The sequence below is a fragment of the Chryseobacterium sp. W4I1 genome (assembly GCF_030816115.1).
Classification (GTDB): domain Bacteria; phylum Bacteroidota; class Bacteroidia; order Flavobacteriales; family Weeksellaceae; genus Chryseobacterium.
Map to the genome: position 1 here is coordinate 3,761,921 of NZ_JAUSXQ010000001.1, position 25,775 is coordinate 3,787,695.

General features: G+C 37.2%; 20 protein-coding genes and 1 pseudogene. 13 read left to right on the forward strand and 8 right to left on the reverse strand.

Translation table 11 applies throughout. From position 1 onward, the window contains the following. The first annotated feature begins 111 nt into the window (after nucleotides 1-111). Nucleotides 112-2,598 carry a DUF5686 family protein gene (locus QF044_RS17485; protein ID WP_307270016.1) on the forward strand — a complete coding sequence of 829 codons (2,487 nt, stop codon included), beginning with the start codon at nucleotides 112-114 and terminating at the stop codon, nucleotides 2,596-2,598. A 1,043-nt stretch (nucleotides 2,599-3,641) separates the two neighbouring features. Here QF044_RS17485 and rpmA read toward each other — a convergent pair. Continuing rightward, nucleotides 3,642-3,899, reverse strand: a complete 258-nt coding sequence (gene rpmA, locus QF044_RS17490) for a 50S ribosomal protein L27 (protein WP_034740002.1) — start codon at nucleotides 3,897-3,899, stop codon at nucleotides 3,642-3,644. 12 nt (nucleotides 3,900-3,911) lie between these two features. Next, nucleotides 3,912-4,487 (reverse strand): 50S ribosomal protein L21, encoded by a 576-nt coding sequence (gene rplU, locus QF044_RS17495; RefSeq protein WP_307270023.1) that lies wholly within the window; start codon nucleotides 4,485-4,487, stop codon nucleotides 3,912-3,914. A 194-nt stretch (nucleotides 4,488-4,681) separates the two neighbouring features. Between rplU and QF044_RS17500 the strand changes: the two genes are divergently transcribed. The 8 genes from QF044_RS17500 to QF044_RS17535 all read left to right on the forward strand — a co-directional run bounded on the left by QF044_RS17500 (nucleotide 4,682) and on the right by QF044_RS17535 (nucleotide 14,604). Then, the gene (locus tag QF044_RS17500) at nucleotides 4,682-5,569 is read left to right on the forward strand and encodes a metalloprotease (protein ID WP_307270027.1); all 888 of its coding nucleotides are present in this window, start codon (nucleotides 4,682-4,684) and stop codon (nucleotides 5,567-5,569) included. A gap of 106 nt (nucleotides 5,570-5,675) precedes the next feature. Next, the gene (locus tag QF044_RS17505; RefSeq protein WP_307270029.1) at nucleotides 5,676-6,764 is read left to right on the forward strand and encodes an acyltransferase family protein; all 1,089 of its coding nucleotides are present in this window, start codon (nucleotides 5,676-5,678) and stop codon (nucleotides 6,762-6,764) included. Between the two features lie 75 nt (nucleotides 6,765-6,839). After that, nucleotides 6,840-7,418: a tRNA-(ms[2]io[6]A)-hydroxylase gene (locus tag QF044_RS17510; RefSeq protein ID WP_307270032.1), complete on the forward strand. Its 579-nt coding sequence runs from the start codon at nucleotides 6,840-6,842 to the stop codon at nucleotides 7,416-7,418. Between the two features lie 22 nt (nucleotides 7,419-7,440). Next, nucleotides 7,441-8,058, forward strand: coding sequence for a DUF502 domain-containing protein (locus tag QF044_RS17515; protein WP_307270034.1), 618 nt, complete (start codon nucleotides 7,441-7,443; stop codon nucleotides 8,056-8,058). Between the two features lie 93 nt (nucleotides 8,059-8,151). Next, a complete protein-coding gene (locus tag QF044_RS17520) occupies nucleotides 8,152-9,528 on the forward strand; it encodes a tryptophanase (RefSeq protein ID WP_307270036.1) in 1,377 nt (458 codons plus the stop codon). Nucleotides 9,529-9,764: 236 nt separating this feature from the next. Then, the gene (locus QF044_RS17525; protein ID WP_307270038.1) at nucleotides 9,765-10,844 is read left to right on the forward strand and encodes an NAD(P)/FAD-dependent oxidoreductase; all 1,080 of its coding nucleotides are present in this window, start codon (nucleotides 9,765-9,767) and stop codon (nucleotides 10,842-10,844) included. A 5-nt stretch (nucleotides 10,845-10,849) separates the two neighbouring features. Further along, a complete protein-coding gene (locus tag QF044_RS17530; protein ID WP_307270041.1) occupies nucleotides 10,850-12,007 on the forward strand; it encodes a pyridoxal phosphate-dependent aminotransferase in 1,158 nt (385 codons plus the stop codon). A 161-nt stretch (nucleotides 12,008-12,168) separates the two neighbouring features. Further along, nucleotides 12,169-14,604, forward strand: a complete 2,436-nt coding sequence (locus QF044_RS17535; RefSeq protein WP_307270043.1) for a TonB-dependent siderophore receptor — start codon at nucleotides 12,169-12,171, stop codon at nucleotides 14,602-14,604. Between the two features lie 48 nt (nucleotides 14,605-14,652). Here the strand turns inward: QF044_RS17535 and QF044_RS17540 are convergent, their stop codons facing one another. Beyond that, nucleotides 14,653-15,870, reverse strand: a complete 1,218-nt coding sequence (locus tag QF044_RS17540) for a PQQ-dependent sugar dehydrogenase (RefSeq protein ID WP_307270045.1) — start codon at nucleotides 15,868-15,870, stop codon at nucleotides 14,653-14,655. 351 nt (nucleotides 15,871-16,221) lie between these two features. Between QF044_RS17540 and uvrB the strand changes: the two are divergent. Further along, nucleotides 16,222-18,214: pseudogene (gene uvrB, locus QF044_RS17545) on the forward strand (excinuclease ABC subunit UvrB). Between the two features lie 81 nt (nucleotides 18,215-18,295). Here uvrB and QF044_RS17550 read toward each other — a convergent pair. From QF044_RS17550 to QF044_RS17565, 4 genes are all read right to left on the reverse strand, one after another. Further along, nucleotides 18,296-18,523, reverse strand: coding sequence for a DUF3820 family protein (locus tag QF044_RS17550; protein ID WP_307270048.1), 228 nt, complete (start codon nucleotides 18,521-18,523; stop codon nucleotides 18,296-18,298). A gap of 1 nt (nucleotide 18,524) precedes the next feature. Next, nucleotides 18,525-19,613 carry an AI-2E family transporter gene (locus QF044_RS17555; protein ID WP_307270051.1) on the reverse strand — a complete coding sequence of 363 codons (1,089 nt, stop codon included), beginning with the start codon at nucleotides 19,611-19,613 and terminating at the stop codon, nucleotides 18,525-18,527. 18 nt (nucleotides 19,614-19,631) lie between these two features. Next, on the reverse strand, nucleotides 19,632-20,369 hold the full coding sequence (locus QF044_RS17560) for a beta-carotene 15,15'-monooxygenase (protein ID WP_307270053.1): 738 nt from the start codon (nucleotides 20,367-20,369) through the stop codon (nucleotides 19,632-19,634). A 71-nt stretch (nucleotides 20,370-20,440) separates the two neighbouring features. Next, the gene (locus tag QF044_RS17565) at nucleotides 20,441-21,163 is read right to left on the reverse strand and encodes a hypothetical protein (RefSeq protein ID WP_307270054.1); all 723 of its coding nucleotides are present in this window, start codon (nucleotides 21,161-21,163) and stop codon (nucleotides 20,441-20,443) included. A 46-nt stretch (nucleotides 21,164-21,209) separates the two neighbouring features. On the opposite strand from QF044_RS17565, the gene QF044_RS17570 reads away from it, so the two are divergent. After that, nucleotides 21,210-22,187: an aminodeoxychorismate synthase component I gene (locus QF044_RS17570; protein ID WP_307270057.1), complete on the forward strand. Its 978-nt coding sequence runs from the start codon at nucleotides 21,210-21,212 to the stop codon at nucleotides 22,185-22,187. Then, on the forward strand, nucleotides 22,171-22,797 hold the full coding sequence (locus QF044_RS17575; RefSeq protein WP_307270060.1) for an aminotransferase class IV: 627 nt from the start codon (nucleotides 22,171-22,173) through the stop codon (nucleotides 22,795-22,797). Before QF044_RS17570 ends, QF044_RS17575 begins: the two co-directional genes overlap by 17 nt. Here the strand turns inward: QF044_RS17575 and menD are convergent. After that, nucleotides 22,794-24,470 (reverse strand): 2-succinyl-5-enolpyruvyl-6-hydroxy-3-cyclohexene-1-carboxylic-acid synthase, encoded by a 1,677-nt coding sequence (gene menD / locus QF044_RS17580; protein ID WP_307270062.1) that lies wholly within the window; start codon nucleotides 24,468-24,470, stop codon nucleotides 22,794-22,796. The genes QF044_RS17575 and menD overlap by 4 nt on opposite strands. Nucleotides 24,471-24,554: 84 nt before the next feature. Here menD and QF044_RS17585 point away from each other — a divergent pair, with 84 nt between their 5' ends. After that, nucleotides 24,555-25,505, forward strand: a complete 951-nt coding sequence (locus QF044_RS17585; protein ID WP_307270064.1) for an isopenicillin N synthase family oxygenase — start codon at nucleotides 24,555-24,557, stop codon at nucleotides 25,503-25,505. Nucleotides 25,506-25,775: the final 270 nt, after the last annotated feature.

A 25,775-nucleotide genomic window follows, 5' to 3' on the forward strand; every position in this document is an offset into this window, starting at 1 on the left:
GTTAAAAAAATTGATCTTTTTTAAATAAACAGCACGCTTTTTGTTTGTGCTAATTGCCTGAAGAACCAAATGATGTTAAATAACAACTCTAAATATTACAACCTTTTTTTCATGCTCTTTTTTTCATGCCTAACGTATGCTCAAAACACAGCGAGCGGCAGAATTGCAGATGCAAAAACTAACAAAGAAATCACAGGTGTAGATATCTTTATTAATGATAATACGGAAGCTATCCTTAAAACCTCTGCAGGAAGTTTCAGTGTTCAGTCTGACAGTATTATTCATAAACTAAAATTTTCAAAAAAAAATTATCTGCCCCAATCTGTTGATATTACTGCAGAAAATGCAGGCAATATTTTTGTAAAACTTTCCCAGGAAAAAGAGAATACAATTGCAGAAATTGTAATCCACAACGAAAAACCCAAGTATAAGAACAAGAAGGAAAATCCTGCTTACGCTATTATGCAGGAAGTCTGGAAAAGAAAAAGGAACAACGGTCTGGATAAATTTGACACGTACACCTATAAAGAATACGAAAAGATCCAGTTTGACGCCAACAACCTGGACAGTGCTTTTATGAGCAAAAAAATCTTTAATAAACTGGATTTTATCTTTGATTATGCAGATTCAACAGCCAGTGGAAAAATAGGTCTTCCTATCTTCCTTAATGAGTCCATCTATGAGAATTTTGGCGAAAATAAACCCGGAAAGAAAACAAAAAGGCTACTGGTTGCTCAGAAAACATCAGGATTTCAAGATAACCAGGTAATCACTATTACTGCAAAAAATCTTTACAGGGATATTAATATCTATGACAATACACTAAACTATTTTGATATCGGATTTCCGAGTCCTGTTGGCTCAAATGGATTCAGTACTTATGATTATAATTTAACAGATACTATTTCAATTCATGGAGAGAATGCTTATAAAATAAGATACCAGCCTAAAAGAAAAGATGTTTTAGCCTTTCAGGGATATCTTTATATAGATACAGACAACTATGCTGTTTTAGGTGCTACTTTAAAATCTACAAATAAAATCAATGTCAACTTTATCAACAGTATTTCCACAGAGCTGGAATATGATAACCCAGACGAAAATACATTTCTTCCCAAAAAGTTTATCACAGAAATAGAACTTACCCCTTTTGCCAAAAAGAGAACATCTAAAAGCATTATTGCAAAACGAACCGTGGACTATTCTCAATATGAGTTTAACAAACCTATTGAGGACAAGGTTTTTACACGAAAAGAGGAAGAATATGATGATAAGTTTGTGGATAAAGATGATGCTTACTGGCTAAAAGCAAGACCAGACTCATTATCGAAATCTGAGCAGGGAGTTTACGAAATGCTGGACAAGCTGCAACAGACACCAAAATTCAACCGTATTGTTAAGATCTATGAAACACTAGCATCAGGATATTATAACGCCTTTAAAGGAATCGACATTGGCCCCATCTTTTCAATTTACGGTAAAAATGAGGTGGAAGGCGACAGGATAAGATTGGGAGCCAGAACTTATTTTGGACAGAATGATCCATGGAGAGTTCAGTTCTACACTGCATATGGATTCAAAGATCAGCAGATTAAGTACGGAGCAGAGGGCCGATATATGTTCAATAGAGTCAACAGGTTTATGATTGGAGCCGGAACAAAACGGGACATCGAACAACTGGGAGTACAGCTTACCACTGACGATGGAATCATGGCCCGTACATTTGCATCATCCACCCTTTTTGCCAGGGGAGAAAATGCTTCCCTGAGCTCTATAAACAAAACTAACATTTTTGCCTCTATTGAGCCATGGAAGAACTTCCAGGTAAGAGTAGACGGAACTTTACAGAGTATTAAATCCGCCAATCCCGAAAAATTCAGTCTGATGTATCACCGAAACGGAGATCTGAGAAAAACCCTTAACGATTCTCACGTCACCCTTAGCTTAATCGCAAGGCCAGGAGCCAAATTTTCTCAAACCGGGGTAGACCGTTACGAACACGGAACATTAGCACCAACCATTATACTGAAATATACACGAGGTATTGAAGGACTTTTCAATGGCGACTTCAATTATAACAGGCTTCAGTTTATGTTCTATAAGCCAATACTTATTGGAAGCTGGGGTAAAACGCTTCTAAGCTTTGAAGCTGGGAAGACTTTCGATACCGTTCCATTGGGTCTTCAGAATGTAATCCCTGGAAACCAATCTTACAGCCTGGCACAGAATACATTTTCGCAGCTTAATTATTATGAATTTGTTGCTGATACATATTCTACACTTCATTTAGAGCATCATTTTAATGGAAAAATACTTTCGTTTATTCCTTTAGTCAAAAAGCTGAAACTTAGAGAAATAGCATTTATCAGAACCGCTTATGGGACTTTAAGTGATGCTTCCAAAGCGATCAATGTGGATGGGTTTAAATACTCTGCTCCAAGCGAACAGATTTATTTTGAATACGGATTCGGAATTGAAAATATTGGAATTGGAAACCTAAGAATCTTTAGGGTAGATTTCAACTGGAGAGGAAATTATCTGGACAGACCGGACATTTCAACCTTCGGAGTGAAAGCAGGATTCCAGGTAGGATTCTAATCAGAAAAATGGTAATATAATACTAACGGGCGGCATCTTCGATGCCGCCCGTTAGTATTAAGTTTTAAGAGCAACTACTCAGCTATAAGATCATTCCTTTTCAATAATATGCTCCAATATTAGCATTCACAACCATCATCAACATACAGCAGACAACGCATTTTTTGTAATGGTGTCATTCCGCACCAGATATCACACGACGTAATTGGATTTGGAGGACATAGCCCTCCACCATTAATTTGTTTAAGATTCTTTTTTGTTAGCTTTTTCAGGTTTTTCATATTATTTTCTGTTTTTTAATTTGTTGTCTACTCTAATGTTTTCGGCTTCCGTAAATGATTTGTTATTTGATAGTTAACAAATATATTTAATATTTCACCATAAATGGAATATTCTCAAAATATTTTCACCCTGAAAAGTACCTACAAAAAAACCTCAGCTGATGCCGAGGTCATTTTTCAATAACTTATTTTTAACATCCGCATGGATCAGGATCTATAATCATGTTAGGACATCTAAGTCTCTGTTGGGCAGTCCAAGAGCACCACTCGCCACAAGTGGTTGCAGGAGGAGGGCATGCTAATGCTCCCCCATCAATTGTTCTCAATTGCTTTTTTGATAATTTTCTTAGATTTTTCATAATAATTTGTTTTAATTGGTAATAATTTGATTTTAAAGAAATGACTAACAGTTGCAAGGCATAGGATCAAGCACTGCATTCAAGCAGTGTGTCTGCTGCCATGCAGTCCAGGCACACCATTCGGAACACCAATTAGCCAAAGGAGGGCATCTTTCCGCACCACCATTGATGTTTTTAAGGTTCTTCTTCGTTAATTTTTTTAAATTTTTCATAGTAGTTTGTTTTAATGTGTTGCCTACTCTATATGCTTTTCGGCTTCCGCAAATGATTTGTTATTTGATAGTTAACAAATATAACAATATTTCACTATCATTAGATATTAAACAAAATATTTTCACCTGGAAATATGCATAAAAAAAACCTCAGCTAATGCTGAGGTTTTGATTTTTATAAAACGCTTAAATTATGCGTTCGCTTCTACAGATACGAAAGATCTGTTGTTTGCTTTCTTTCTGAAAACTACTTTACCGTCTACTAATGCAAACAAAGTATGGTCTTTACCCATTCCCACGTTTTCACCTGGGTGGTGTTGTGTACCTCTCTGTCTGATAATAATATTTCCGGCAATAGCATCTTGTCCTCCGAAAATCTTCACACCTAATCTCTTAGAGTGAGACTCTCTACCGTTCTTGGAACTACCGACTCCTTTCTTGTGTGCCATTTTATTACTGGATTATTTGTTAAGTGCTTTAAATTGATCGATATTCTTAACGATAGCAGCATCTACTTCTTCGTGAGTAAGAATATTCTTTTCTAATTCAACTTTAACTGCTTTACCTAAAGTAATTAAAGTTTCTCTGTTTTCTTTAGACTGAGACAAGTTGTTTTTCTTCAAGTGATAGTTCAGCTCGTGATCTTCACCAAAGTTAACAGTTGCGTTGTCTGAAAGAACTTCAGCTTTCACAGTTTCTTTTTTAGCAGCTTTCTTAGAACCTCCTTCAAAACCAGTGATACCAGTGATTTTAATTTGAGTTAAAGATTGTCTGTGACCGTTCTTAACCTGATAACCTTTTCTCCTTTTCTTTTTGAAAACGATTACTTTATCAGCTTTTACATGGTCTAGAATCTCTGCATCTACAGTGATTCCGCTTACAGCTGGGGCGCCAACAGTGATTGAACCGTTTACAGTAAGAAGAATTTTATCAAAAGAAACTTTGTCTCCTTTTTCTCCTTTCAAACGGTTTACAAACAACTTCTGGTCTTGCTCAACTTTGTATTGAAGCCCTGCTATTTCTACAATTGCAAACATTGTTTATAAATTTTTAGTTATTTCGAGGTGCAAATATATGAATAAATTTCTAAATACCTTACAATCAGTTCTGTATTTTTTAGCAAAAACATGACAAAAATTCATTTCACTATGTTTTGAATAATTTTTTATGTTAAAGTGCTCACACTTAAGATATAATTTTATACCTTCGTTATCACCAAAAAATATTTTATATGAAAAGAAACTTCAAATTCTGCTTATTAGCAGGAGCCATCGCTGCATTCTCACTGACAGCGTGCCGTGATGACAAAATGGAAGAATCTGTTCTTCCTGAATCTCAATCTGAAAGCTCAAAGATCGAGCAGCCGGGAGAAATTGAAAAAATTTGTTCCTATGTAGATCAGAATTGGAGCTCCAATTCCGTATTAAAAACCGGACTGGCGAACACCGCAGACACTAACTTCATGAATGCGCAAATGACCAAAATTGCAAGTTTGTGGGGAAGAAGCAATCCTACGCTTCGTTTTGTAGATGACCCAACAAATCCAGGTTCTACGTACAATGCTATCTCTTATTCTTCAGGTAAAATTTATTACGGTTACGCTATTTATGCTGATGCCAAGAATAAAGGAGGGGATATCGTTAATGCGATGATTCTTGCTCATGAATATGGACATCAGCTTCAGTACATTTTCAATCTTCCTTCTGTAAGTGAATCTACAGCAAGACCAAACGAGCTTGAAGCTGATGGTTTTGCAGGATATTACCTTAGGAGACCAAACGGTTATAACAAAACCAACTTTTCCGAGATCGCAGCAGCTTATGAATTTGCACAGAGCATCGGGGATTACCAGACCAGCAGCTATAACCATCATGGAACTCCTCCACAAAGAAGGTCTGCTGTACGTTTAGGCTTCCTTTTGGGACAGTATGACCTTAATGCATCAGACTTTGATTATAATTTCTTCTATTATTATCAAGGTGTATTAAATGGCACTTATAAAATGGGTAAAAACTCTGCAAACCCTGAGATCGATGCTTATATGAGCAAGTATATGGATGAACTTAGAAAAATCCAGACCGGAGAAATTTCTGCTGAAGAATTTAAACAACTTAAATAAACATTCATTTTTAGCATATTTAACAAAGGAGACAGGCAGCAATGTCCTGTCTCTTTTTTTTCTGAATATCCCAAAGTTTATTTATTTTTGAAGCTTATCTTACATAATGAATAGAGATCTCTACATTGATTTTGCCAAGGGAATGGCCACCCTTTCCATCATATTTATCCACACCGCTTTCTGGTCGGGACAGTTTTATATACCCGCAGAGGTAAGAGTATTTTCTTTGGTATTTGATGTAGCGCTTTTCTATGCACTGAGCGGAATCACCTCAGGATCAAACATTGAAAAAACATTTTACCGTTTACTAAAACTTCAGATCACCTATATGATCTTTGTAACCTTACTCTTCTTTTTGGATTACTTTTTTAAAATTTTTGGATTAACGTTCTTTTCTATGGAGTGGCTCCAGGGCTTTTATTCAACTTTCGGATCAAAATATGCAGCAACGGGAGTTTCTGATATTCCTCAATGGCAGAATTTAGGAAACTGGTATCTTCATCAATATACCAATGCAGACACCTTCCCTGTAGTCATGGGAAGTTTCTGGTATCTGAAAGTATATTTCATTCTGGCTGTTTTTGGGGTATTGATCTTAAGGTTCTTTCCAAAACATGTCAATTGGTTCATTGGACTTTGCCTTGCATTAACCTTAATCTTCAATATTTATCCTGAATACTATCCTGCAGGCCAGGTTGGGTATGTTGCTTTCTATTTGGCCATCTTTTTAATTGCCAACAGAATGCGGGGAAAAAAAATTCCCACAAGGATTATTCCTGTTTTATACGCCATCGTGGCAGCAGCTTTAATGTGGATGTTCTGGTATTATGGAAGCGAAATATTTTACAAGATCAACAAAAATAAATTCCCTCCGAAGGTTCCTTATATTATTTGGTCTTTATTTTCGCTCACCACACTATTTGTGCTCTATAATAGATTGAAGATCTCAAAAGAGAATTTTGTTACCTATATCGGGAAAAATGCCATCTTCTTTTACTTTGCACAGGGAATCAGCTCGTCACTGGTCTATTTTATCGTAGTTGCATTAAAGGAGGACATACCTTGGTGGATTTTAATGATCTTCATTTACATTATTAATATTATTCTCGCCTTTATCATAGCAGCAGGATTAAAAAAAGTAGACGACCTCGGTTGGAAAATTTTGGAGTTTTTAAGAAAGAAAACAGCTTCTTAACAGTTTAAGAGTCAATTTGAAATAAAATAATCTTTATTACCGCAATTTATTTTAATTTTACAAAAAATTCAAAACATGTTTAAGTTGAAACTTCCTACCGATCCAAGGTGGGCAAATATTGCAGAAGGAAACATAGGAGAAATTTTAACGGATCATGCATGGTGTGAGCAGAAGGCCACAACAAATGCCATCAGCTTGATCAATATGCTCCCGGAACATCCTGAAATTATAACAGAACTTATTGCCATTGCGCAGGAAGAGCTTGACCATTTCAGCCAGGTGCACGAAATTATTAAGAAAAGAGGATACGTTTTCGGAAAAGCAAGAAAAGATGATTATGTAAACGAACTGGCTAAATTTGTCGTTCAGGGAAGTAGGGAAGATCTTATTGTTGATAAACTGCTTTTTGCGGCCATGATCGAAGCAAGAAGCTGCGAAAGGTTTAAAGTTCTTACCGAAAACATTAAAGATGAAGAACTTAAAATTTTTTACAAGGAATTAATGATTTCAGAAGCCAATCACTATACAACTTTTATAGGTTTTGCAAGACAGTTAGGCGATATCGAGAAAGTAAACAAACGCTGGGAAGAATGGCTGGAATATGAAGCCAGCATCATCAAATCTTACGGAAACAAAGAAACAATTCACGGTTAAAATAAAAAAGTAAAAATCCACGTTGAAAAAACCGACCTTCGAAAACATTGCCAATTTTTTTCTGAAAAATTTCTTTCAGGGACTGGTCATTATTGGCCCTATTGGGTTAACGATCTTTGTAATCTGGTATATTGTCAGTGCTATTGATAATATTATTCCTTCTGTTGCAAAGGAAATTCCGGGGCTCGTTTTCGTTTCGACTATCCTGATCACTGCCATCCTTGGATATTTAGGTAATAAGTTTGTCGTGGGGAAATTCTTTTTCGATACAATGGACAGGGTTCTGGAAAAAACCCCTGGAGTAAAACACATCTATACACCTACAAAAGATGTTATGTCCTCATTTGTAGGAGATAAAAAGAAATTCAACGATCCCGTCTGGGTAAAAACCAATGAAAACCCAGAGATCTGGAGAATTGGGTTTTTGACTCAAAAAGAGATGTCAGACGTTGACAAGCACAATTACGTTGCGGTATATCTGCCCCATTCCTATGCTATTTCAGGATGGGTAATTGTTACTGAAGAAAAAAACATCAAACCCGTTGTGGGAATGACTGCAGCTTCTGCTATGAAGTTTGCCGTAAGCGGCGGTGTTGCCGGGTTCCATTCTGACGACAATATATTTAAAGCTCCGGAGTAAATTCTTCTGTTTCCTTTAAATATACAATGATGAATTTGAAATTAATTTCAAACCAATTTTCTTTACAAACAATCTAAAAAAATATTTTAACGCATGAAATTACCGTACGCGGAACCATTCCGTATCAAAATGGTGGAGGAAATCTACCAGTCTACAAGAGAAGAAAGAGAGCAGTGGCTTAAAGAAGCTAATTATAACCTTTTCAACCTGAAATCATCACAGGTATTCATCGATCTTCTTACCGATTCCGGAACAGGGGCAATGTCTGACAGACAGTGGGGCGCATTAATGACCGGGGACGAAAGCTATGCAGGATCACGTTCTTTTGAACAGCTTCAGAATACCGTTGAAACAATCACCGGATTTAAATATTTATTGCCTACCCACCAGGGAAGAGCTGCGGAAAACGTTCTTTTCTCAGTTTTGGTAAAAGAAGGTAATGTAGTTCCCGGAAACTCTCATTTCGATACTACAAAAGGCCATATCGAGTTCAGAAAAGCACACGCAATAGACTGTACCATCGACGAAGCTTTTGACATTAATGATCTTCATCCTTTCAAAGGAAATATCAATCTTGAAAAATTGGAAGAAATTTATAAAAGTCATCCAAAAGAAAATATCCCTTTCTGTCTGATCACGATTACCTGTAATTCTTCAGGAGGACAGCCCGTTTCTTTAGAGAATATGAAAGCGGTTAAAGAGCTTTCTGATCGTTATGGAATTCCTGTTTTCTTTGACTCTGCAAGATTCGCCGAAAACGCCTATTTCATCAAAAAGAGAGAGTCGGGACAGGAGAACAGAAGCATCAAAGAGATCTGCAAAGAGATTTTCTCTTACGGAGATGGAATGACGATGAGCTCTAAGAAAGACGGCTTGGTAAATATAGGCGGATTCATTGCCTTAAACAGTGAGGAGATTTTCAGAAAAGCATCTAGTTTTACCATTATCTATGAAGGTTTTATTACTTATGGAGGTATGGCCGGAAGAGATATGGCAGCTTTGGCGGTCGGCTTGAATGAAGCTACTGAATTTGCTTACCTTGAAAGCAGAATCTCCCAGGTAGAATATCTTGGAAACAAACTGATTGAATATGGAATTCCAGTTCAGAAACCTATCGGGGGACATGCTGTTTTCATTGATTCTCTAAACTTCCTTCCAAAAGTTTCCAGAGCAGAATATCCTGCACAGACTTTAGGTCTTGAAATCTACAAGGAAGCCGGAATCAGAACGGTAGAGATCGGAACGTTATTGGCAGACAGAGATCCTGAGACAAGAGAAAACCGTTATCCAAAGCTGGAATTGGTACGTCTCGCAATTCCTAGAAGAACCTACACGAACAATCACATGGATTATATTGCTGCTGCAATCAAAAATGTCTATGAAAGACGGGAAGAAATTTCCAAAGGATATAAAATCACCTGGGAACCTGATTTACTGAGACACTTTACAGTACAGCTTGAAGAAGCATAAACATAACCGGGATTATTTCCCGGTTTTTTTTATTATATATTATTGCCAAACAACACTTTACCCTTTACAACTACAAAAGAAATGTTATATGTATTTCATTTTATATTTTATTAATTTTAAATAGAATTCATTTATTTTTTATAAATAATGAATGTATTTGAGTTAAATTTGCACTTATCTTAAAACAGATAAAGACATAAACTGAAACACTAACTGAAAAAATCCATTATTCCGAAATGAACAAAATTGCTGTCGTGGGCGCCGGCATCTCCGGCTTAAGCATAGCGAATTACCTGGAAAAACACCAATTAGATTACCACATTTACGAAAGAAGAAAAAAAGATGATCTTACCGGTCATGGCTTTCTGCTTCCAAAGGAGGGAATAGACTATCTTTCCCAGATCATCGAACCATCTGTACTTTTTAAGCATGGTAATTTCTTAAAGAAATATATCCGGTATTCACACAATGGAAAAATACTTGCGCAGAAAGACCTCAATGATGTTTTTGTGATTTCAAGAAGTGCTTTGATCCATATCCTCGCCCATAATATCCCGGCTGAGAAAATCTCTTATGAAGAAACAGTCATGCCATGCCCTATTCAAAAGGGGAAACTTAGAAAACAGGACGGAACTTATATAGATTCTGATGTGACAATTGTTTCAGATGGTTCTAAAAGCCGTATCAGAAGAGAAATTTTCCAGGAAGAAACCATGAAAACTGTCCAGGAAAACGAAATCGTCAACATTATCAAATGTAAAGATATTGCTGCCAGCCTGGAAGATAATTTTATGAAGTACCACCATGAAGACGGCGGACTTACTTTCGGAATCCTTAAGCTTTCTGAAGACACGGTTTTATGGTATTGCCAGTTTGACAATAAGAAATACAAAATTTCCGAAACCAGCTCGGTAGAAAGTCTGAAAAGCCATATGTTTGAAATTTTTAAGGACTGGGATCCTATGGTATCTTCCATTGTCAAAGGTTCAAATTATGAAAATGTACACTTATGGAGGGTCTATGAATTGGAAAAATTGAATCCTTTTTATAAAGACAACACCGTGTTTATAGGCGATGCTGCTCATCCACTGATCCCTTTTACAAGCCAAGGGGTTACTTCTGCATTGAAAGACTCTTTCGTTCTTACCCAATACCTGGCATCAGAAAAAAACAGCAGCGATGCTTTCAGAAAGTATGAAGCCGAAAGGAAACCGGAAATAGAAATTCACATCAGGAACGGAAGGATTCTGCTGGATCAGTTCCTAAAACCACTTGATCAGCAGACAGAAAATATTTTACCCATATCATATAAATAAAGAAAATGTTTAGTAATAACGATATTAATTTTGAAGCTTTAAAAAGAAAAGCCTATAACGGAAGATGGGCAACATTGGAAGAAGGCATAATTCCCCTTACGGCTGCAGATCCGGACTTCAGAACAGCTCCGGAGATAGAGCAGGGAATCATTGAATATATAAAAGACGGTTATCTGAACTACGGCCCGTTCTCAGGACTTCCTGAGTTCAAGAAAAATGTTGCGGAACACTTTAATACAGAAAAACACGGAAACTTTACCCCTGAAAATGTACTTGCTGTGAACAGTGCCGCTCAGGGAATGTTCCTCGTGGCATCTTATGTTTTAAAACCGGGAGACGAAGCTATTATTTTAGATCCTGTAGATTTTCTATTCAAAAGATCTGTGGAAGCAGCTGGTGGCACAGTAAGATTATGCTCCGTAGATCACACAACAGGCGAAATTGATTTTAAAAAGCTCGTAGAACTGATCACATCCAAAACAAAGCTGATCAGCATTTGCAATCCCCATAATCCACTGGGAAAAATTTATTCCAAAGAAGTACTGAAAAAGGTTGCTGAAATTGCTTCAGCCCAAGATCTTTGGGTAATGAGTGATGAGATATGGAGTGATATTATTTATGACAACAAGGATTTTCATACGTACTCCTCCGTTTCAGACGAGGCCGGTAAAAAAAGTTTTACAGTGTATGGTTTTTCAAAAACATTTGGAATTGCCGGACTGAGAATTGGCGCCGTTTTGTGTAATGATCAGGAAATTCTTGAAGATTTTACTGAAAAATCTAATTTTAACTCTACCATAGAAGGTGTTTCCACTTTATCACAGATTGCAGGCAGTGTTGCTTTGGAAAGAGCAAAACCATGGTACAAAGAATTTCTCAGCCATTTGCAGCATAACAGGGATCTCGCTTTTAACATCCTTAATCAATCAGAAATTCTGAGTCCGAATCTACCGGAAGCAACTTTTGTATTATTTCCAAAGATCAAAAATAATTTAACCAGTGATGAATTTACCCGTCATGTATTAGAATATGGAAAAGTTGCTATTGTTCCCGGTTCGGAAAGATGGTTCGGAAAAGGAGCTGAAGGACATATCAGGATTTGTTTTTCTACTTCACAGGAGATTCTGGAGGAAGGGCTTAACCGGATTATCAAAAGTTTTTAAGTTAAAATTTTTCATAATTTCAACAGTATTAACTAATAATTTTCTAAAATCAACAGAAAACAAACTTAATTTCAATAATTCATACACAATAGCTTATTTTCATATTGATTTGAGGATAAATTTCAATATTTTTGAAACAATCACCAAATCCAATATGAAATATGAAATTAAAATATACAAGTATTCTTTTTTTAGGGTCCGTATCGATGTTTTATTCACAAAACACAAATGACACTATTTTCAAAGAGTCAAAAATAGATGAAGTATCCATTACCGGCAGCCGTAATAAAAAAAGAACAGTCATTAATACTCCTGTTCCTGTTGATATTATTGATATCAAGCAGGTAAGCCAGTCTACGGGTCAGGTAGAAGTGAATCAGCTTCTGCAGTTTGCGGCACCTTCTTTTAACTCTAATAAACAGTCGGGGTCAGATGGAGCTGATGCGGTAGACCCTGCCACCCTTCGAGGTCTTGGGCCAGATCAGACACTCCTCTTACTGAACGGGAAAAGATACCATCAATCATCATTGATCAATCTTTTCGGAACCAAAGGAAGAGGAAATACAGGATCTGATATGAACACGATTCCAATCGGAGCTATAAAAAGAATTGAAGTTCTCCGTGACGGAGCATCTGCCCAGTATGGCTCTGATGCCATAGCCGGAGTGATCAATGTTATTTTAAATGACCGGAATCAAGGCTTTGAAGGGAATGTCTTTTATGGAATGAACCTCTTTAAAAGCCCTGGAAATAAAGATGTGGTATCGGATCATAAAATAGACGGAACCACTTTTGATTTCAGCGGAAATCTGGGAACAAAAATTGGCAATAAAGGCGGTTTTGGAAATTTCACCGTTGAATTTATAAATAAAGACCGTACGATAAGGAATGCAAATCCGGAAAAAGGCTATATATCTCCAAGAGAAAAGTTTGGAGATGCAAAGTCTCAAAATATATATTTCTTCGGAAATGTAGAGCTGCCGTTATCTGACAGATTGAAATTCTATTCCCGCCAGGGCTTTTCATACCGTAAAACGAATGCATACGCATGGACAAGAACAGCAGATGCTGACGGAAATATTCCCGAAGTGTATCCCAATGGTTTTAATCCTATCGAAAATACCACTATCACTGATTTCACTTTTGACAACGGGCTGAAATTTAAAGTAGCCGACTGGGATGTTGATTTTTATAATGCATTCGGGAGCAACAGATTCACTTACCAGATAGATAACACAATTAACGCTACATTAGGTGTAAAATCTCCAACCAGTTTTAATGCGGGCGGACACTCACTTTTACAAAATACAACCGGTTTTAATGCTTCAAAAGAGTTTAGCGTACTTCAGGGATTAAATATTGCTTTCGGATCTGAATTCAGATATGAACAGTTTGAAATTATCAAGGGAGAAGAAGCATCATATGCAATGTATGACATCAATGGAAATATTGTAACCCCTGATACTCCTGAAACCTTGTGGGTAACAAATCCTCTTTCGGGAGGCACAAGACCTGGTGGCTCACAAGGTTTTCCAGGGTATTCCCAGGAAGTCAATAAAAACAGAAACAATTTTGCAGCTTATGTAGACACTGAACTGGATATTACGAAAAAGTGGATGATCAGCGTAGCCGGAAGATTTGAAAATTATAATGATTTCGGAAGTACCTTGAATGGTAAATTTGCAACGAGATATGCTATAACACCCCAGTTTGCATTCAGAGGATCCGTATCTACCGGATTCAGAGCGCCTTCTCTTGCACAGAAATATTACAGTTTACAATTTACCAATTTCCAGGGAGGAGATCTGGTAACAATCCAACTTGCATCCAATGATAGTGAGATTGCACAGAAATCAGGAATCTCACAGTTAAAACAGGAAACTTCATTGAACGGAAGTGCCGGTTTTACTTTTAATACAGGGAAATTTACAGCAACAGTGGATGGATATTACATTAAGGTAAAAGACAGAATTGTTCTGACGGGTAATTTTGCCCGAACTGATCTTCCTGAGGTTGTTCAGATGCAATATCCGCATATCAATCAGGCACAGTTTTTCGCCAATGCGATCGATACCCGAACTAAGGGTATTGATGTTATATTAAGTTATACTGACAATATCGGTTCAGGGAAACTGTCTGCTACTTTGGCCGGAAATTACAACGAAATGGAGATTACCAAGGTAAATGCTCCAGAAAAACTGGAAGGAAAAGAAGACATATTTATGAGCGCAAGGGAACGAGCTTTCGTTTTGGCATCAGCTCCAAAGACTAAAGTCAACCTTAATTTAAATTATAAGATTGATAATTTCAACGTCAACGTTCAGCTGGTAAGATTTGACAAGGTAAAGCTTGTGGGCTACGGCGGAGCAGATGATTATCAGTTTTACGGAGCAAAAGTAACCACCGATTTATCTTTTGGCTACGAGTTCTCTAAAAATTTCAACTTAACCATTGGAAGCAAAAATCTATTCAACCGCTACCCTACTCTGCAAACTGCAGCTGTAGATGGCAATACGGAATCGGGAGGAATCTTTGATCCTGTACAAATGGGTTTTGCCGGAAGACAGGCTTTTGCAAGACTTAATTTTAAGTTTTAAAATTATTGATATTAAAAAAAGTATCCTGCAAAACCGCAGGATACTTTTTTATTTTTTCGAGACCTTATACAGCTTTCCGCTGTCGGTTACAGCATAAAGATTACCGTCAATTCCATTCAGAACATCCCTGAAACGTTCTTTCTGATCAGCAAGAAGACGCTCTTCTCCTACTACTTTATTATCTTTCATTACAATCCTGTTAATGTGCTCACCACTCAAACATCCGATAATCAGGTTTCCTTTCCATTCTTCGATATTTCCGGTATAAAAGGTTATTCCACTTGGAGAAATTACAGGATCCCAATAATAAACAGGCTGTTCCGTCCCTTCTTTTTGTGTAATTCCTTTCCCAACCTTTTCTCCTGAATACTCAATGCCGTAAGTGACATCTCCCCAGCCGTAATTTTTTCCAGGCTGGATGAGATTGATTTCATCACCACCTCGGGGACCCATTTCAACGTCCCAAAGAGTTCCATTCGGATCTATAGCCATTCCCTGGGGATTTCTTACACCATAAGCATATATTTCAGGCTTAAATCCAACCTTACCAATGAATGGATTTCCGGGAGCCGGCTTTCCATCTTTGGTGATTTTTAATATTTTCCCTAAATAATTATCCGTCTTCTGAGCATAAACCCTTGTCACTTTATCTGATCTTTCTCCCGTACTTACAAACAAGTTCCCGTCTTTGTCAAATGCAAGCCTGCTGCCATAATGCTTGTCTCCGTCATAAGAAGGTTCTGCCCGGAAAATTACTTTAACTTCTGAAATATTCTTCAGATCAGCAGAGAGTTTACCTTTAGCAACAGAAGTCAGATTTCCTTCTCCGAAAGGTTCAGAGAAACTGAAATAGATCACATTATTGGTTTTAAAATCGGGGTCAAGTGCTACATCCAGCATGCCACCCTGCCCTTTCGGATCTACTTTTGGAAAACCTTCAATCTTGGAAACCTGTTTACCGTCTGTTGAAACAACGTTCATATGACCTCTTTTATCTGTAATAAGAAACCTCCCATCCGGAAAATTAATAATCCCCCATGGTTTTCCAAGATCTTTGTTCAGTATTTCCACATTGTAAGCCGTTGCAGTTTTTACAGCTTTGATTCTTGTCTGTCCCTTAAAAGCCGGTTTATAATCAGAATTAGGCTTTTCAGTTTCCACACTGCCGTCGCTTCCAGTCTCCTGGGCACTGGCGTTGTTTTTCTGACACGAAGATAGAAGTAAAAAAATTGTGAGTGTTGGTATGTAAAAGTAATTGAATTTCATAGCGTTGTGATTAGTGTTATAAAAATGAATGGAAAAATAATGCCATAAAATTTGTATATCATAATTATTATTCGCAGCCTTATCAAGTAAGTTTAATGATCCGTCGTTATTTTGAAAAAACAACAGAAGAAATGCCTCATACTGCAAGACGGAAAAGCAGTAGCAGCAATATACAAAATGCCCCCAACCATATCATTTCAATAGGATTAATTGATAAAAGCGCTAATCATTAGCGCTTTTTATTTTATATCTGACAACCTGATGAAAATTTTACTATCAAAACATTCATCTTCAAATACTTTATGAAGGCTAAAAATTTCTTTCGTATTTTTGTTGTATACATCATTTCCTATGAATTTTAATCTTCATTCAGAATATAAGCCAACAGGCGACCAGCCTCAGGCGATCCAAAAACTTACAGAAGGTATTGAGATCGGCGAAAAATACCAGACCCTTCTCGGGGTCACCGGTTCCGGTAAGACCTTTACTGTAGCCAATGTTGTACAGAATGTCCAAAGACCGACGTTGGTTCTTGCCCATAATAAAACTTTAGCAGCTCAGCTCTTTATGGAATTTAAAGAATTCTTTCCGGATAACGCTGTTGAGTATTTTGTAAGTTACTATGACTATTACCAACCGGAAGCTTACATTGCAACTACCGGAACTTATATTGAGAAAGACTTAAGCATCAATGAAGAAGTAGAAAAACTTCGTCTTTCTGCAACAGCCAGCCTACTTTCGGGCCGAAGAGATGTGTTGATTGTTGCTTCTGTTTCCTGTATTTACGGTATCGGAAATCCTTCAGAATTTCACAAGTCACTTATTACCTTGGCTATAGGGGAAAAAGTAACAAGAACCTCACTGCTTCACTCTCTAGTTAACGCTCTATATTCAAGAACATTAGGAGATTTCCAGAGAGGTACATTCCGTGTAAAAGGAGATGTAATTGATGTTTTTCCAGCTTATGCTGATAATGCAGTCAGGATCCAGTTTTTTGGGGATGAGATTGAAAAAATCCAGAGTTTTGATCCGGTAACAGGAAATGTGGAAGCTAGTTTTGATCAGATACAGATTTACCCTGCCAATCTATTCGTAACTTCAAAAGAAACCCTGAATGGGGCGATCAGAAGTATTCAGGATGATATGGTAAAACAGGTAGACTTCTTTAATTCTATTGAAAAACCACTTGAAGCTAAAAGATTACAGGAAAGAACTGAACTTGATCTGGAAATGATCAAGGAACTGGGTTACTGTTCAGGAATTGAGAACTATTCAAGATATTTAGATGGAAGGCTTCCGGGTTCAAGACCTTTTTGCCTTATCGATTATTTCCCGAAAGATTTCTTAATGGTAATTGATGAAAGCCATGTTACTGTTCCTCAGGTACACGCCATGTATGGTGGTGACCGCAGCAGAAAGGAAGCCTTGGTGGAATACGGTTTTAGGCTCCCTGCTGCTATGGACAACAGACCTCTTAAATTTGAGGAGTTTGAAGGTATGCAAAATCAGGTCATTTATGTTTCTGCAACACCTGCAGATTATGAACTGGAGAAAACCGGAGGAGCTTATATTGAACAGATCATTCGCCCGACAGGCCTTTTGGATCCCGTTATTGAGGTAAGACCAAGTCTAAACCAGATCGATGATCTGATGGAAGAGATCCAAAAAAGATCGGATGTCGATGAAAGGGTTTTGGTGACTACTCTAACTAAAAAGATGGCTGAGGAACTAACTAAATATTTTGTCAAGTTTGGAATCAGAACAAGATATATTCACTCGGATGTAGAAACGCTTGAACGTATTCAGATCATGCAGGATCTCCGTCTAGGAGTATTTGACGTTCTGATCGGAGTTAACCTTTTAAGGGAAGGACTTGACCTTCCTGAAGTATCCCTGGTTGCCATCCTGGATGCTGATAAAGAAGGAATGCTGAGGAGCAGAAGATCAATGATACAGACGGTAGGACGTGCTGCAAGGAATGTAAACGGAAAAGCGATCATGTATGCTGATAAAATAACAAAATCGATGCAGGCAGCACTAGATGAAACGGAATATCGCCGGAATAAACAAATACAACACAATGAAGCAAACGGACTTGTTCCAACAGCTTTAAATAAAAAGATTTCAGAAAACCTTGTCGGAAGAAGCAAAGATTTCCCGGATCCAAAGTATACCCAAAAAGGAGATTCTTCAGAAAGCAGCCGAAACAAAAGCCAGCTATGGAGGCGAGGATATCGATAAAATAATCGGACAAAAGCAGAAGGAAATGGAGGCTGCTGCAAAAAATCTTGACTTTATAAAAGCAGCAAAATTAAGGGATGAAATTGAAGCTTTGAAGGCATAGCTTACGATTATAAAAACGTTTAGGGGCGGCATCGAAGATGCCGCCCCTAAACTATAAATTTGTTCTAAAAATAGATCCAGCTTATCTTAAAGAAGCCCTGATCGGTATAAGGAGCTCCATCAGACCATTCAGCTTAATTTCATAAACTGTTGAAAGCTGCATTCCCAGTTTCCCTTTAGGCATTCCTTTTCTGTTAAACCATTCAAGGTAGCTTACCGGAAGATCTGCAAGAATAGTTCCTTCATATTTTCCGAAAGGCATCTTGGCTATGCAAATCTCTTTTAGTATTTCTGAATTGAGTCCTTCCACTTTATACAATTAAATTAATTTTACCTTCCACATCATCATTATCCGGCAGTTTGAGATCTGGCGGTGTATCTTCATCTGAGAACTCATTCCCGTAAACCTGTATGAGAAGAAGTGTGAATGAAATTAGAATAGGCCCGAAAATAAGCCCCATAAAGCCAAACAGATTCATTCCCATGATAATTCCGAATACGGTATTCAGTGGATGTATATTTTCCAGTTTTTTTAAAAGGGTAAAACGGAGCAGATTATCTGTAAGCCCCACGATGATCAAACAATAGGCTGCAAGACCCAGACCCTGTCCGGTATTTCCTTCTGCGATCATAAAGATACAAACGGGAATATAAACGATAGCCGCGCCTACAACCGGGATCATGGAAGCAGCAGCCGTAAGTGCAAACAGCAAGACCGGACTTGGTGCTCCAAAAATAAAGTATCCTATCAGTGCTACAATACCTTGTCCCATTGCTACTACAGGAATTCCTATAGCGTTGGCCATGATAAGTTTTCTAAGCTTATCGCCGATCAAAGAAATATTAGCTCTTTTTAAAGGAGCGGAAGAACTTAGAATCCTTTCAAAAAGTCTTGGTCTTTCCAGCATAAAATAAAGAATAAAATACATGGACATGACCACCGTAAGCGTGTTAAAAGTCCCGCTGAGAGCAGATGTGGAATATTTTCCCGCAGAATTTTTCAGCTTATCCATATTTTCCTTACTGAGAATATCAAAACTGGTTTTTGAATAGACATACGAATGTATTTTATCGAGAAACACATTGAATTTAGTCATGTATGCCTGAGCATTACCCAATTTATCAATCAGAAGATCAGCAATAAAATAGATCGGAAGAATGAGGATAATAAGACTGGCCAGCATCAGTACAAGCGCAGACAGCCATGGCTTCCATTTTTTTTCTTCCTGAAGATAAAAATTATATTTTCTGCAGACAACATAAATAGTGATAGCACCAAGTACTGACGGTATAAACAGTGAAAGATTAAAACACACCAGCCCTGTAAGTACCAGAATAATGGCCAACAAGGCAACCTGTTTTATTGCAACATTACTTATCTGTTTATCCTTATTTATCATCTATTGTGAGCTTTATTTTTATTTTTTTAATGCGATTTGTCTCGGTTTTCCCAAGAAAGCACAATAAGCGGAGTACATTACAATCATAATAAAAGGTGCTGTAACAATAATTCCGATACCGCACAGAACAATTCCGGCAATAGAAATCAGTCCGCCTAAAAAGGTAGCACCAAGAAACGTTCCGTAATTTTCTTTAGCAATATTGAACGATTTCCCTAATGCTTCCGTAGCCGATGCGTTTTCGAATAATAAAATCGGATAACCTAATAAAAGGAAAGGATACACAAAAATGAACGGAAAGAAGCACAAAGCCATCGCAATACTGCAAATAATTCCTGAAATAAAGCTGTAAATCAGGATATTCACAAAATTCTGTTTGTATCCGATAAACAAATCTGCAAAATCGATCTGGCTTTTGGTATTGTATTTATTAACAATATAAATTAATCCTACATACAAAGGAGCAAGTAAGATTCCCAAAAGTCCTGATAATGAAAGGTACAGCGAAAAACCAGGTGCGTTCCAGTAACTGAAGCTTGAGTAATCTCCACCAGCATCCCTCATCTCCTCCATCATGGAAGTTGAATTAAAGCCGCTAATAGTCTGGATCAAGAATCCACCTATCATGTAAATTACCATCGCCACGATTCCGTAAAGGAAAACGCCTTTATACATCTCAAAGGAATGCGAAATAATAGATCCTGTATCTCTGTTTGGAACGGACCCTTGCTGGTCAAATTCGTTAAATTCTGACATAGTTTAATATTTAATGATTTCACCAAAATTAACTTTTTTTGGCATAAAAACATATTAAACCTATTTAAAATTTAACTTTTTTCCGAGAAAATGGTTTTATACAGTGAGTAAATCATGGCATTCCAAAAAGGAAATGTAAAAAGTCCTCCAATAAAAAGCAATGCAAACCCAATATATTTAAATAAAACGGCAACAATGACACAAACAAATATCTCTATATAATACTTTTTTAGTGCTTGGAAATTTAGGGAAATAGCCTCGAAAATCCTTTTATCGGTAAAAAACATAAGCGGGGCAACAAATACTGTTACACAAACCCAAACAACGGCAAGAAATAGGGTGGGTACCGTCAATCTATACACCATTACCCAAAATATATAATAACCCAAATATTTTAAAAAATTAAGCCCTCTGTAACCGGCAAACAAGTCTCCCAACTCAATGGGTTCATTAAGGTCTATTTTCCTGAAAACCTGAAACAATCCAAGATTTAACGGATACAGAAAAATACTGGTTCCTAAAATGGCAAAGCTGAACATCTGATAATTTTCTGTTTCGCCTAGAGCCTTCAATTTTTCCAGGTATACTGTGGTTCCCTGTTTTAAAGCTTCTGCCAGTTCCTGGTTCTGCTCCCAAAGCCCATACCTGGCCGCAAAGAAAAACATAGAAGTGAAAAAAACCGCAAAAAATATGATTGAGAACATTAACTGGAAAACTAATGTCTTATTCCAATAGAAAAATGCCTGCTTCAATATAAAATCTATTCCCGGTTTCTGAGGATATTTGTTCTGCATCAAAAATTTTTATGCAAAAGTAATCATCAATAAGTACTTTTGCGGAATGTTTTCAGTGAATCATCAAAAATTTATGGAAATGGACGAACTTTCTCTTCAGAAGGTTCCTTACTTTTTCATGATCGACTTTCTTGCAGAAAATGTAGAAATCTACAGAGAAAATGAAATTGAAAAATCAGGCTTAATTATTGATTTTCAAAATTATACAAACATAAAACAGAAGCCGGAACTTAACAAAAAAATTGAGTGGAAACCCTTTCCGGAAACATTGACAAGCTTTAAAATAGGGTTTGATAAAGTTCAGAAAAATATCCGTTTGGGGAATTCTTACCTGACCAATTACACCAGAAAGACTGAAGTTCGGACGAATTTGAGCCTTGAAGAAATTTTTTATCATTCAATTGCAAAGTACAAAGTGTTTTATAAAGATTTTTTTGTATTTTTTTCTCCTGAAACTTTTGTAAAGATTATAGACGGCAAAATTTTAACTTATCCAATGAAAGGCACTATTGATGCATCATTGGAAAACGCAGCTGAAGTTTTGAAAAACGATAAAAAAGAAAAAGCAGAGCATTATACGGTTGTAGATCTGCTGCGGAATGATCTCAGTATGGTGGGGGATGATGTAAAAGTAGACCAATTCCAGCATATTGACCTCATCAAAACACAGCAGAAAGACCTGTATGCCATGAGTTCTGAAATATCAGGAACAGTAAAACCTGAATTTAACGGAAAAGTTGGCAGTATCATGAAGAAACTGCTGCCTGCCGGATCAATTCTAGGAGCCCCCAAGCCTAAAACGCTGGAAATAATCTTAGACGCAGAAGGATATGACAGAGGATATTATACCGGAGTATGCGGCTGGTTCGATGGAGAAAATCTTGACAGCTGTGTTATGATACGCTTTATTGAAAGAGAAGGTAATCAGCTTTATTTTAAAAGCGGAGGCGGTATAACCCACATGAGCCGGTTAGAAGACGAATATCAGGAAATGAAAAATAAAATCTATGTCCCAATTCATTGAAAGCATAAAAGTAGAAGATCAGGAAGTTTTTCTTTTGGATCTCCATCAGAAACGTGTCAACCAAACCTTTGCCCATTTCGGAAAAGAGGGTTCTATTGATCTGTCTAAGATCTTCAAAAGCCTTGAGCACGATGAAGATGGTCTTTTCAAACTAAGACTGTCCTACGATCTTGATAAAAGGATCCGGACCATGATGATTCCATATGCTATTCCTGAGATACAGAGCTTTCAGCTGGTTGAGAACAACAGTTTTGATTATTCTTTCAAATTTGAAGACCGTAAGGAACTGGAAAAGATGAAGATGAAATCAAAAGCAGAAGAGATCATTATCGTTAAAAACAATCATATCACAGATACTTCTTTTTCTAATATTCTTTTCCTTAAAGGGAAGGACTGGTTTACGCCTGCTACTTATCTCCTGAACGGTGTACAGCGTCAGAATCTGTTGAAAACCAAGAAAATAAAAGAAACCGAAGTCACTCTTCAGAACATTAAACAGTTTTCTCATTTTCAACTGATCAATGCCCTGAACGACTTTGATGATATGTTTATTTATCCCATCGACAGAATTAGCAATCTGCCGGGAAGTGAAGAATATCTGGATCTTTAATTTCCTTTCATAAATTCAAAGTAAGCCTTCTGAACATCTGCGCTGTTCTTTCCGTAAGTATTGACTTCCAGGATTTTAGGCTGCAGATCCGGCTTGAAGAAATTCTCCAGAACCCTGTCCAATGTTGGCTCATCCTCCACTTTAATGTAGGAAAATCCGAAATGCTTTGCTAAATGTTCAGCATGTTTGCGGTGCTTAGTGGCTATAAATTCATCTAACGTATTGGGATTGGCATTGCCCGGCCCCGGAATGATCTTAAAGATATTTCCTTCACCGTTATTGAAAATAATAATTCTTACAAACGGTGGAATATATTGATTCCAAAGTCCATTGATGTCGTAGAAAAATCCTAAATCTCCTGTAATAAGAAGTGTTGGATTCGCATTTTTTATGGCAAAACCCATTGCCGTAGAAGTAGAACCATCTATACCGCTCGTTCCTCTGTTGCAGTATATTCTTTTCTTTCCGAAATCAAATAACTGGGCATATCTGATTGCTGAAGAATTACTGAAATGGATATTATAGTTTTCCGGAATCGTCTGCGAAGCCTTATTAAAGAAATAGAAATCTGAAAACTCAGCTTTATTCAGGAAAAGTTCATGCTTAGCATCCTTTTTATCTCTTAAAACATCCCAGAGATTAAAGTAAGGCCTTGGCTCCAGGTTGATGAATTTCAGAAGTTTTGAAAAGAAAACTTCAGGCTTTATCTCTATCTTTTCTGTAAGAGAAAAATATGTATCCGGCTGCCACACTTCATCCAAATGCCAGTGTTGCTTTGGACGAGCATTTCTAAGGAACTGTTTTACTTTCTTAGAGACCACATTCTGCCCTATCGTGATCAGAAGGTCCGGAGCATAGGTTTTATAATCTTCTTCTGTAAAATTAAAGATGTACCGGTCAATATGCCTGAAAAATTTTTCATGATACAGATTGGAATTCGCTTCACTCAATACCACCACAGAATGATTTTTCACAAGCTGCGTCAATTGATTCTCCAATTCCGGGCTGTAATCCCTAGTTCCCACCAAAAGCATAATTCTTTGGGAGGTATGCCAGTCTGCAATTAAGTTGGAAGGTATCTCATACTCCTTATGTCTGATCGTTTTTTCAATAGCCGGGAAAGCAGGAAGTTCTGAAACAAGTTCATACAAAGGCTCTTCCAGTGGAATATTGATATGCACCGGTCCCTGCTTTTCAAAACAGAGCTCAATTGCTTTTTTAATGATGTCAAAATTAATGTCTTCTGCATTTTCCTGGCTATCTTCCAGCAGTTGAAAGTCACCATAGGAATGCTGATGAAAAATATCCTTCTGTCTGATCGTCTGCCCGTCAAAAATATCTACAAAATCTGTAGGACGGTCAGCAGTCAGTATCAAAAGTGGAACATTCTGATAAAAAGCTTCTGTAACAGCCGGATAATAATTAGCCACAGCCGAACCGCTGGTACAAGTTATAGCCACAGGTTTTTTCTCGCTTTTAGCCATTCCCATTCCTACAAAAGCGGCACTCCTTTCATCTACAATACTGTAACAGTTGAAGGCATCGATTTCCGAAAAATGGATCGCCAAAGGCGCATTCCTGGACCCTGGAGAAATGATGACATCTGAAATTCCGTACTGCTGAAGAAGGTGGGCAAGTATCTGAATACTTCGCTTGGAAGAATATTTTTTCATAGAGCAAATTTAACTTATAAATACTGATTTTAAAATCATTTCATTTAAAAAAAATGTAATTTTGTAATTCGTAAATTTCTAAAAATGGATAAAATACCTAGTGTAGACCTGCGTGATTTCCTTTCGGACAACCCGGAACGCAAACAGAAATTTGTAAATGAAATCGGAAAAGCTTATGAAGAAATTGGTTTTGTGGCCTTAAAGGGACACTTTCTTGATGACCAATTGGTAGAAAGTTTGTATGGAGAGGTAAAGAACTTTTTTGAACTTCCAACGGAAACTAAACAGAAGTATGAGATTCCCGGAATTGGAGGCCAGAGAGGCTATGTAGGATTCGGTAAAGAAACTGCAAAAGGTTTTAAAAAGGGAGACCTGAAAGAATTTTGGCATTTCGGGCAGTATGTGCCTGATGATTCAAAATATAAAAAGGAATACCCGGACAACGTAATCGTTGATGAACTTCCAAAATTCAACAAAGTGGGCAAAGAAACGTACCAGATGCTTGAAAAAACTGGAAAGTATGTTTTAAGGGCTTTGGCTTTATATCTTGGTTTGGATGAGTTTTATTTTGATGATAAAATCGCAGAAGGAAACTCTATTCTAAGACCTATCCACTATCCGCCAATTACTCAGGAGCCTGATGATGCGGTAAGAGCAGCAGCTCACGGAGATATCAACCTGATCACTCTTTTGATGGGATCTCAAGGAAAAGGTTTGCAGGTTCAGAACCATAATGGTGATTGGATCGATGCGATTGCAGAACCGGACGAACTGATGATCAATGTGGGAGATATGCTTTCAAGACATACCAACAATAAATTGAAATCCACGATCCACAGAGTGGTAAATCCACCTAGAGAATCCTGGGGTACTTCAAGATATTCAATTCCTTTCTTTATGCACCCGGTAAGCGGCATGTCATTAAACGCCCTTGAAAACTGTGTTGACGAAAACAATCCTAAGCTGTATGAAGATATAACTGCAGGAGAATTTTTACATGAAAGACTGATAGAATTAGGACTTATCAAAAAGTAACATAAAAAAGTCAATAATTGATCTGTATTCCGGTTGTCAGTGTAATGTGGTAACCTTCAGTTCAATTATTGACTTTTATTTCGTCTATGTAAATGGTTAAAAACCAATTCTATAAAGACATCAGTTCAGGACAGCACACAGCTGTTAAACCTATAGCATCCCATACCCATATTTAATTCTTCATAAGAATCTTGGAATGCAGCTTTTATTTCAAAACAGTTTTTTTGTTCCTCCGATTATACTTTTAAGCTTTCTGCTCAATATTCTCTA

Coding starts and splice junctions, on each gene's coding strand:
- QF044_RS17485 (WP_307270016.1), top strand. CDS start 112: ATGCTCTTTTTTTCATGCCTAACGTATGCTCAAAACACAGCGAGCGGC.
- rpmA (WP_034740002.1), bottom strand. CDS start 3,899: ATGGCACACAAGAAAGGAGTCGGTAGTTCCAAGAACGGTAGAGAGTCT.
- rplU (WP_307270023.1), bottom strand. CDS start 4,487: ATGTTTGCAATTGTAGAAATAGCAGGGCTTCAATACAAAGTTGAGCAA.
- QF044_RS17500 (WP_307270027.1), top strand. CDS start 4,682: ATGAAAAGAAACTTCAAATTCTGCTTATTAGCAGGAGCCATCGCTGCA.
- QF044_RS17505 (WP_307270029.1), top strand. CDS start 5,676: ATGAATAGAGATCTCTACATTGATTTTGCCAAGGGAATGGCCACCCTT.
- QF044_RS17510 (WP_307270032.1), top strand. CDS start 6,840: ATGTTTAAGTTGAAACTTCCTACCGATCCAAGGTGGGCAAATATTGCA.
- QF044_RS17520 (WP_307270036.1), top strand. CDS start 8,152: ATGAAATTACCGTACGCGGAACCATTCCGTATCAAAATGGTGGAGGAA.
- QF044_RS17525 (WP_307270038.1), top strand. CDS start 9,765: ATGAACAAAATTGCTGTCGTGGGCGCCGGCATCTCCGGCTTAAGCATA.
- QF044_RS17530 (WP_307270041.1), top strand. CDS start 10,850: ATGTTTAGTAATAACGATATTAATTTTGAAGCTTTAAAAAGAAAAGCC.
- QF044_RS17535 (WP_307270043.1), top strand. CDS start 12,169: ATGAAATTAAAATATACAAGTATTCTTTTTTTAGGGTCCGTATCGATG.
- QF044_RS17540 (WP_307270045.1), bottom strand. CDS start 15,870: ATGAAATTCAATTACTTTTACATACCAACACTCACAATTTTTTTACTT.
- QF044_RS17555 (WP_307270051.1), bottom strand. CDS start 19,613: ATGATAAATAAGGATAAACAGATAAGTAATGTTGCAATAAAACAGGTT.
- QF044_RS17560 (WP_307270053.1), bottom strand. CDS start 20,369: ATGTCAGAATTTAACGAATTTGACCAGCAAGGGTCCGTTCCAAACAGA.
- QF044_RS17565 (WP_307270054.1), bottom strand. CDS start 21,163: ATGCAGAACAAATATCCTCAGAAACCGGGAATAGATTTTATATTGAAG.
- QF044_RS17570 (WP_307270057.1), top strand. CDS start 21,210: ATGTTTTCAGTGAATCATCAAAAATTTATGGAAATGGACGAACTTTCT.
- QF044_RS17575 (WP_307270060.1), top strand. CDS start 22,171: ATGTCCCAATTCATTGAAAGCATAAAAGTAGAAGATCAGGAAGTTTTT.
- menD (WP_307270062.1), bottom strand. CDS start 24,470: ATGAAAAAATATTCTTCCAAGCGAAGTATTCAGATACTTGCCCACCTT.
- QF044_RS17585 (WP_307270064.1), top strand. CDS start 24,555: ATGGATAAAATACCTAGTGTAGACCTGCGTGATTTCCTTTCGGACAAC.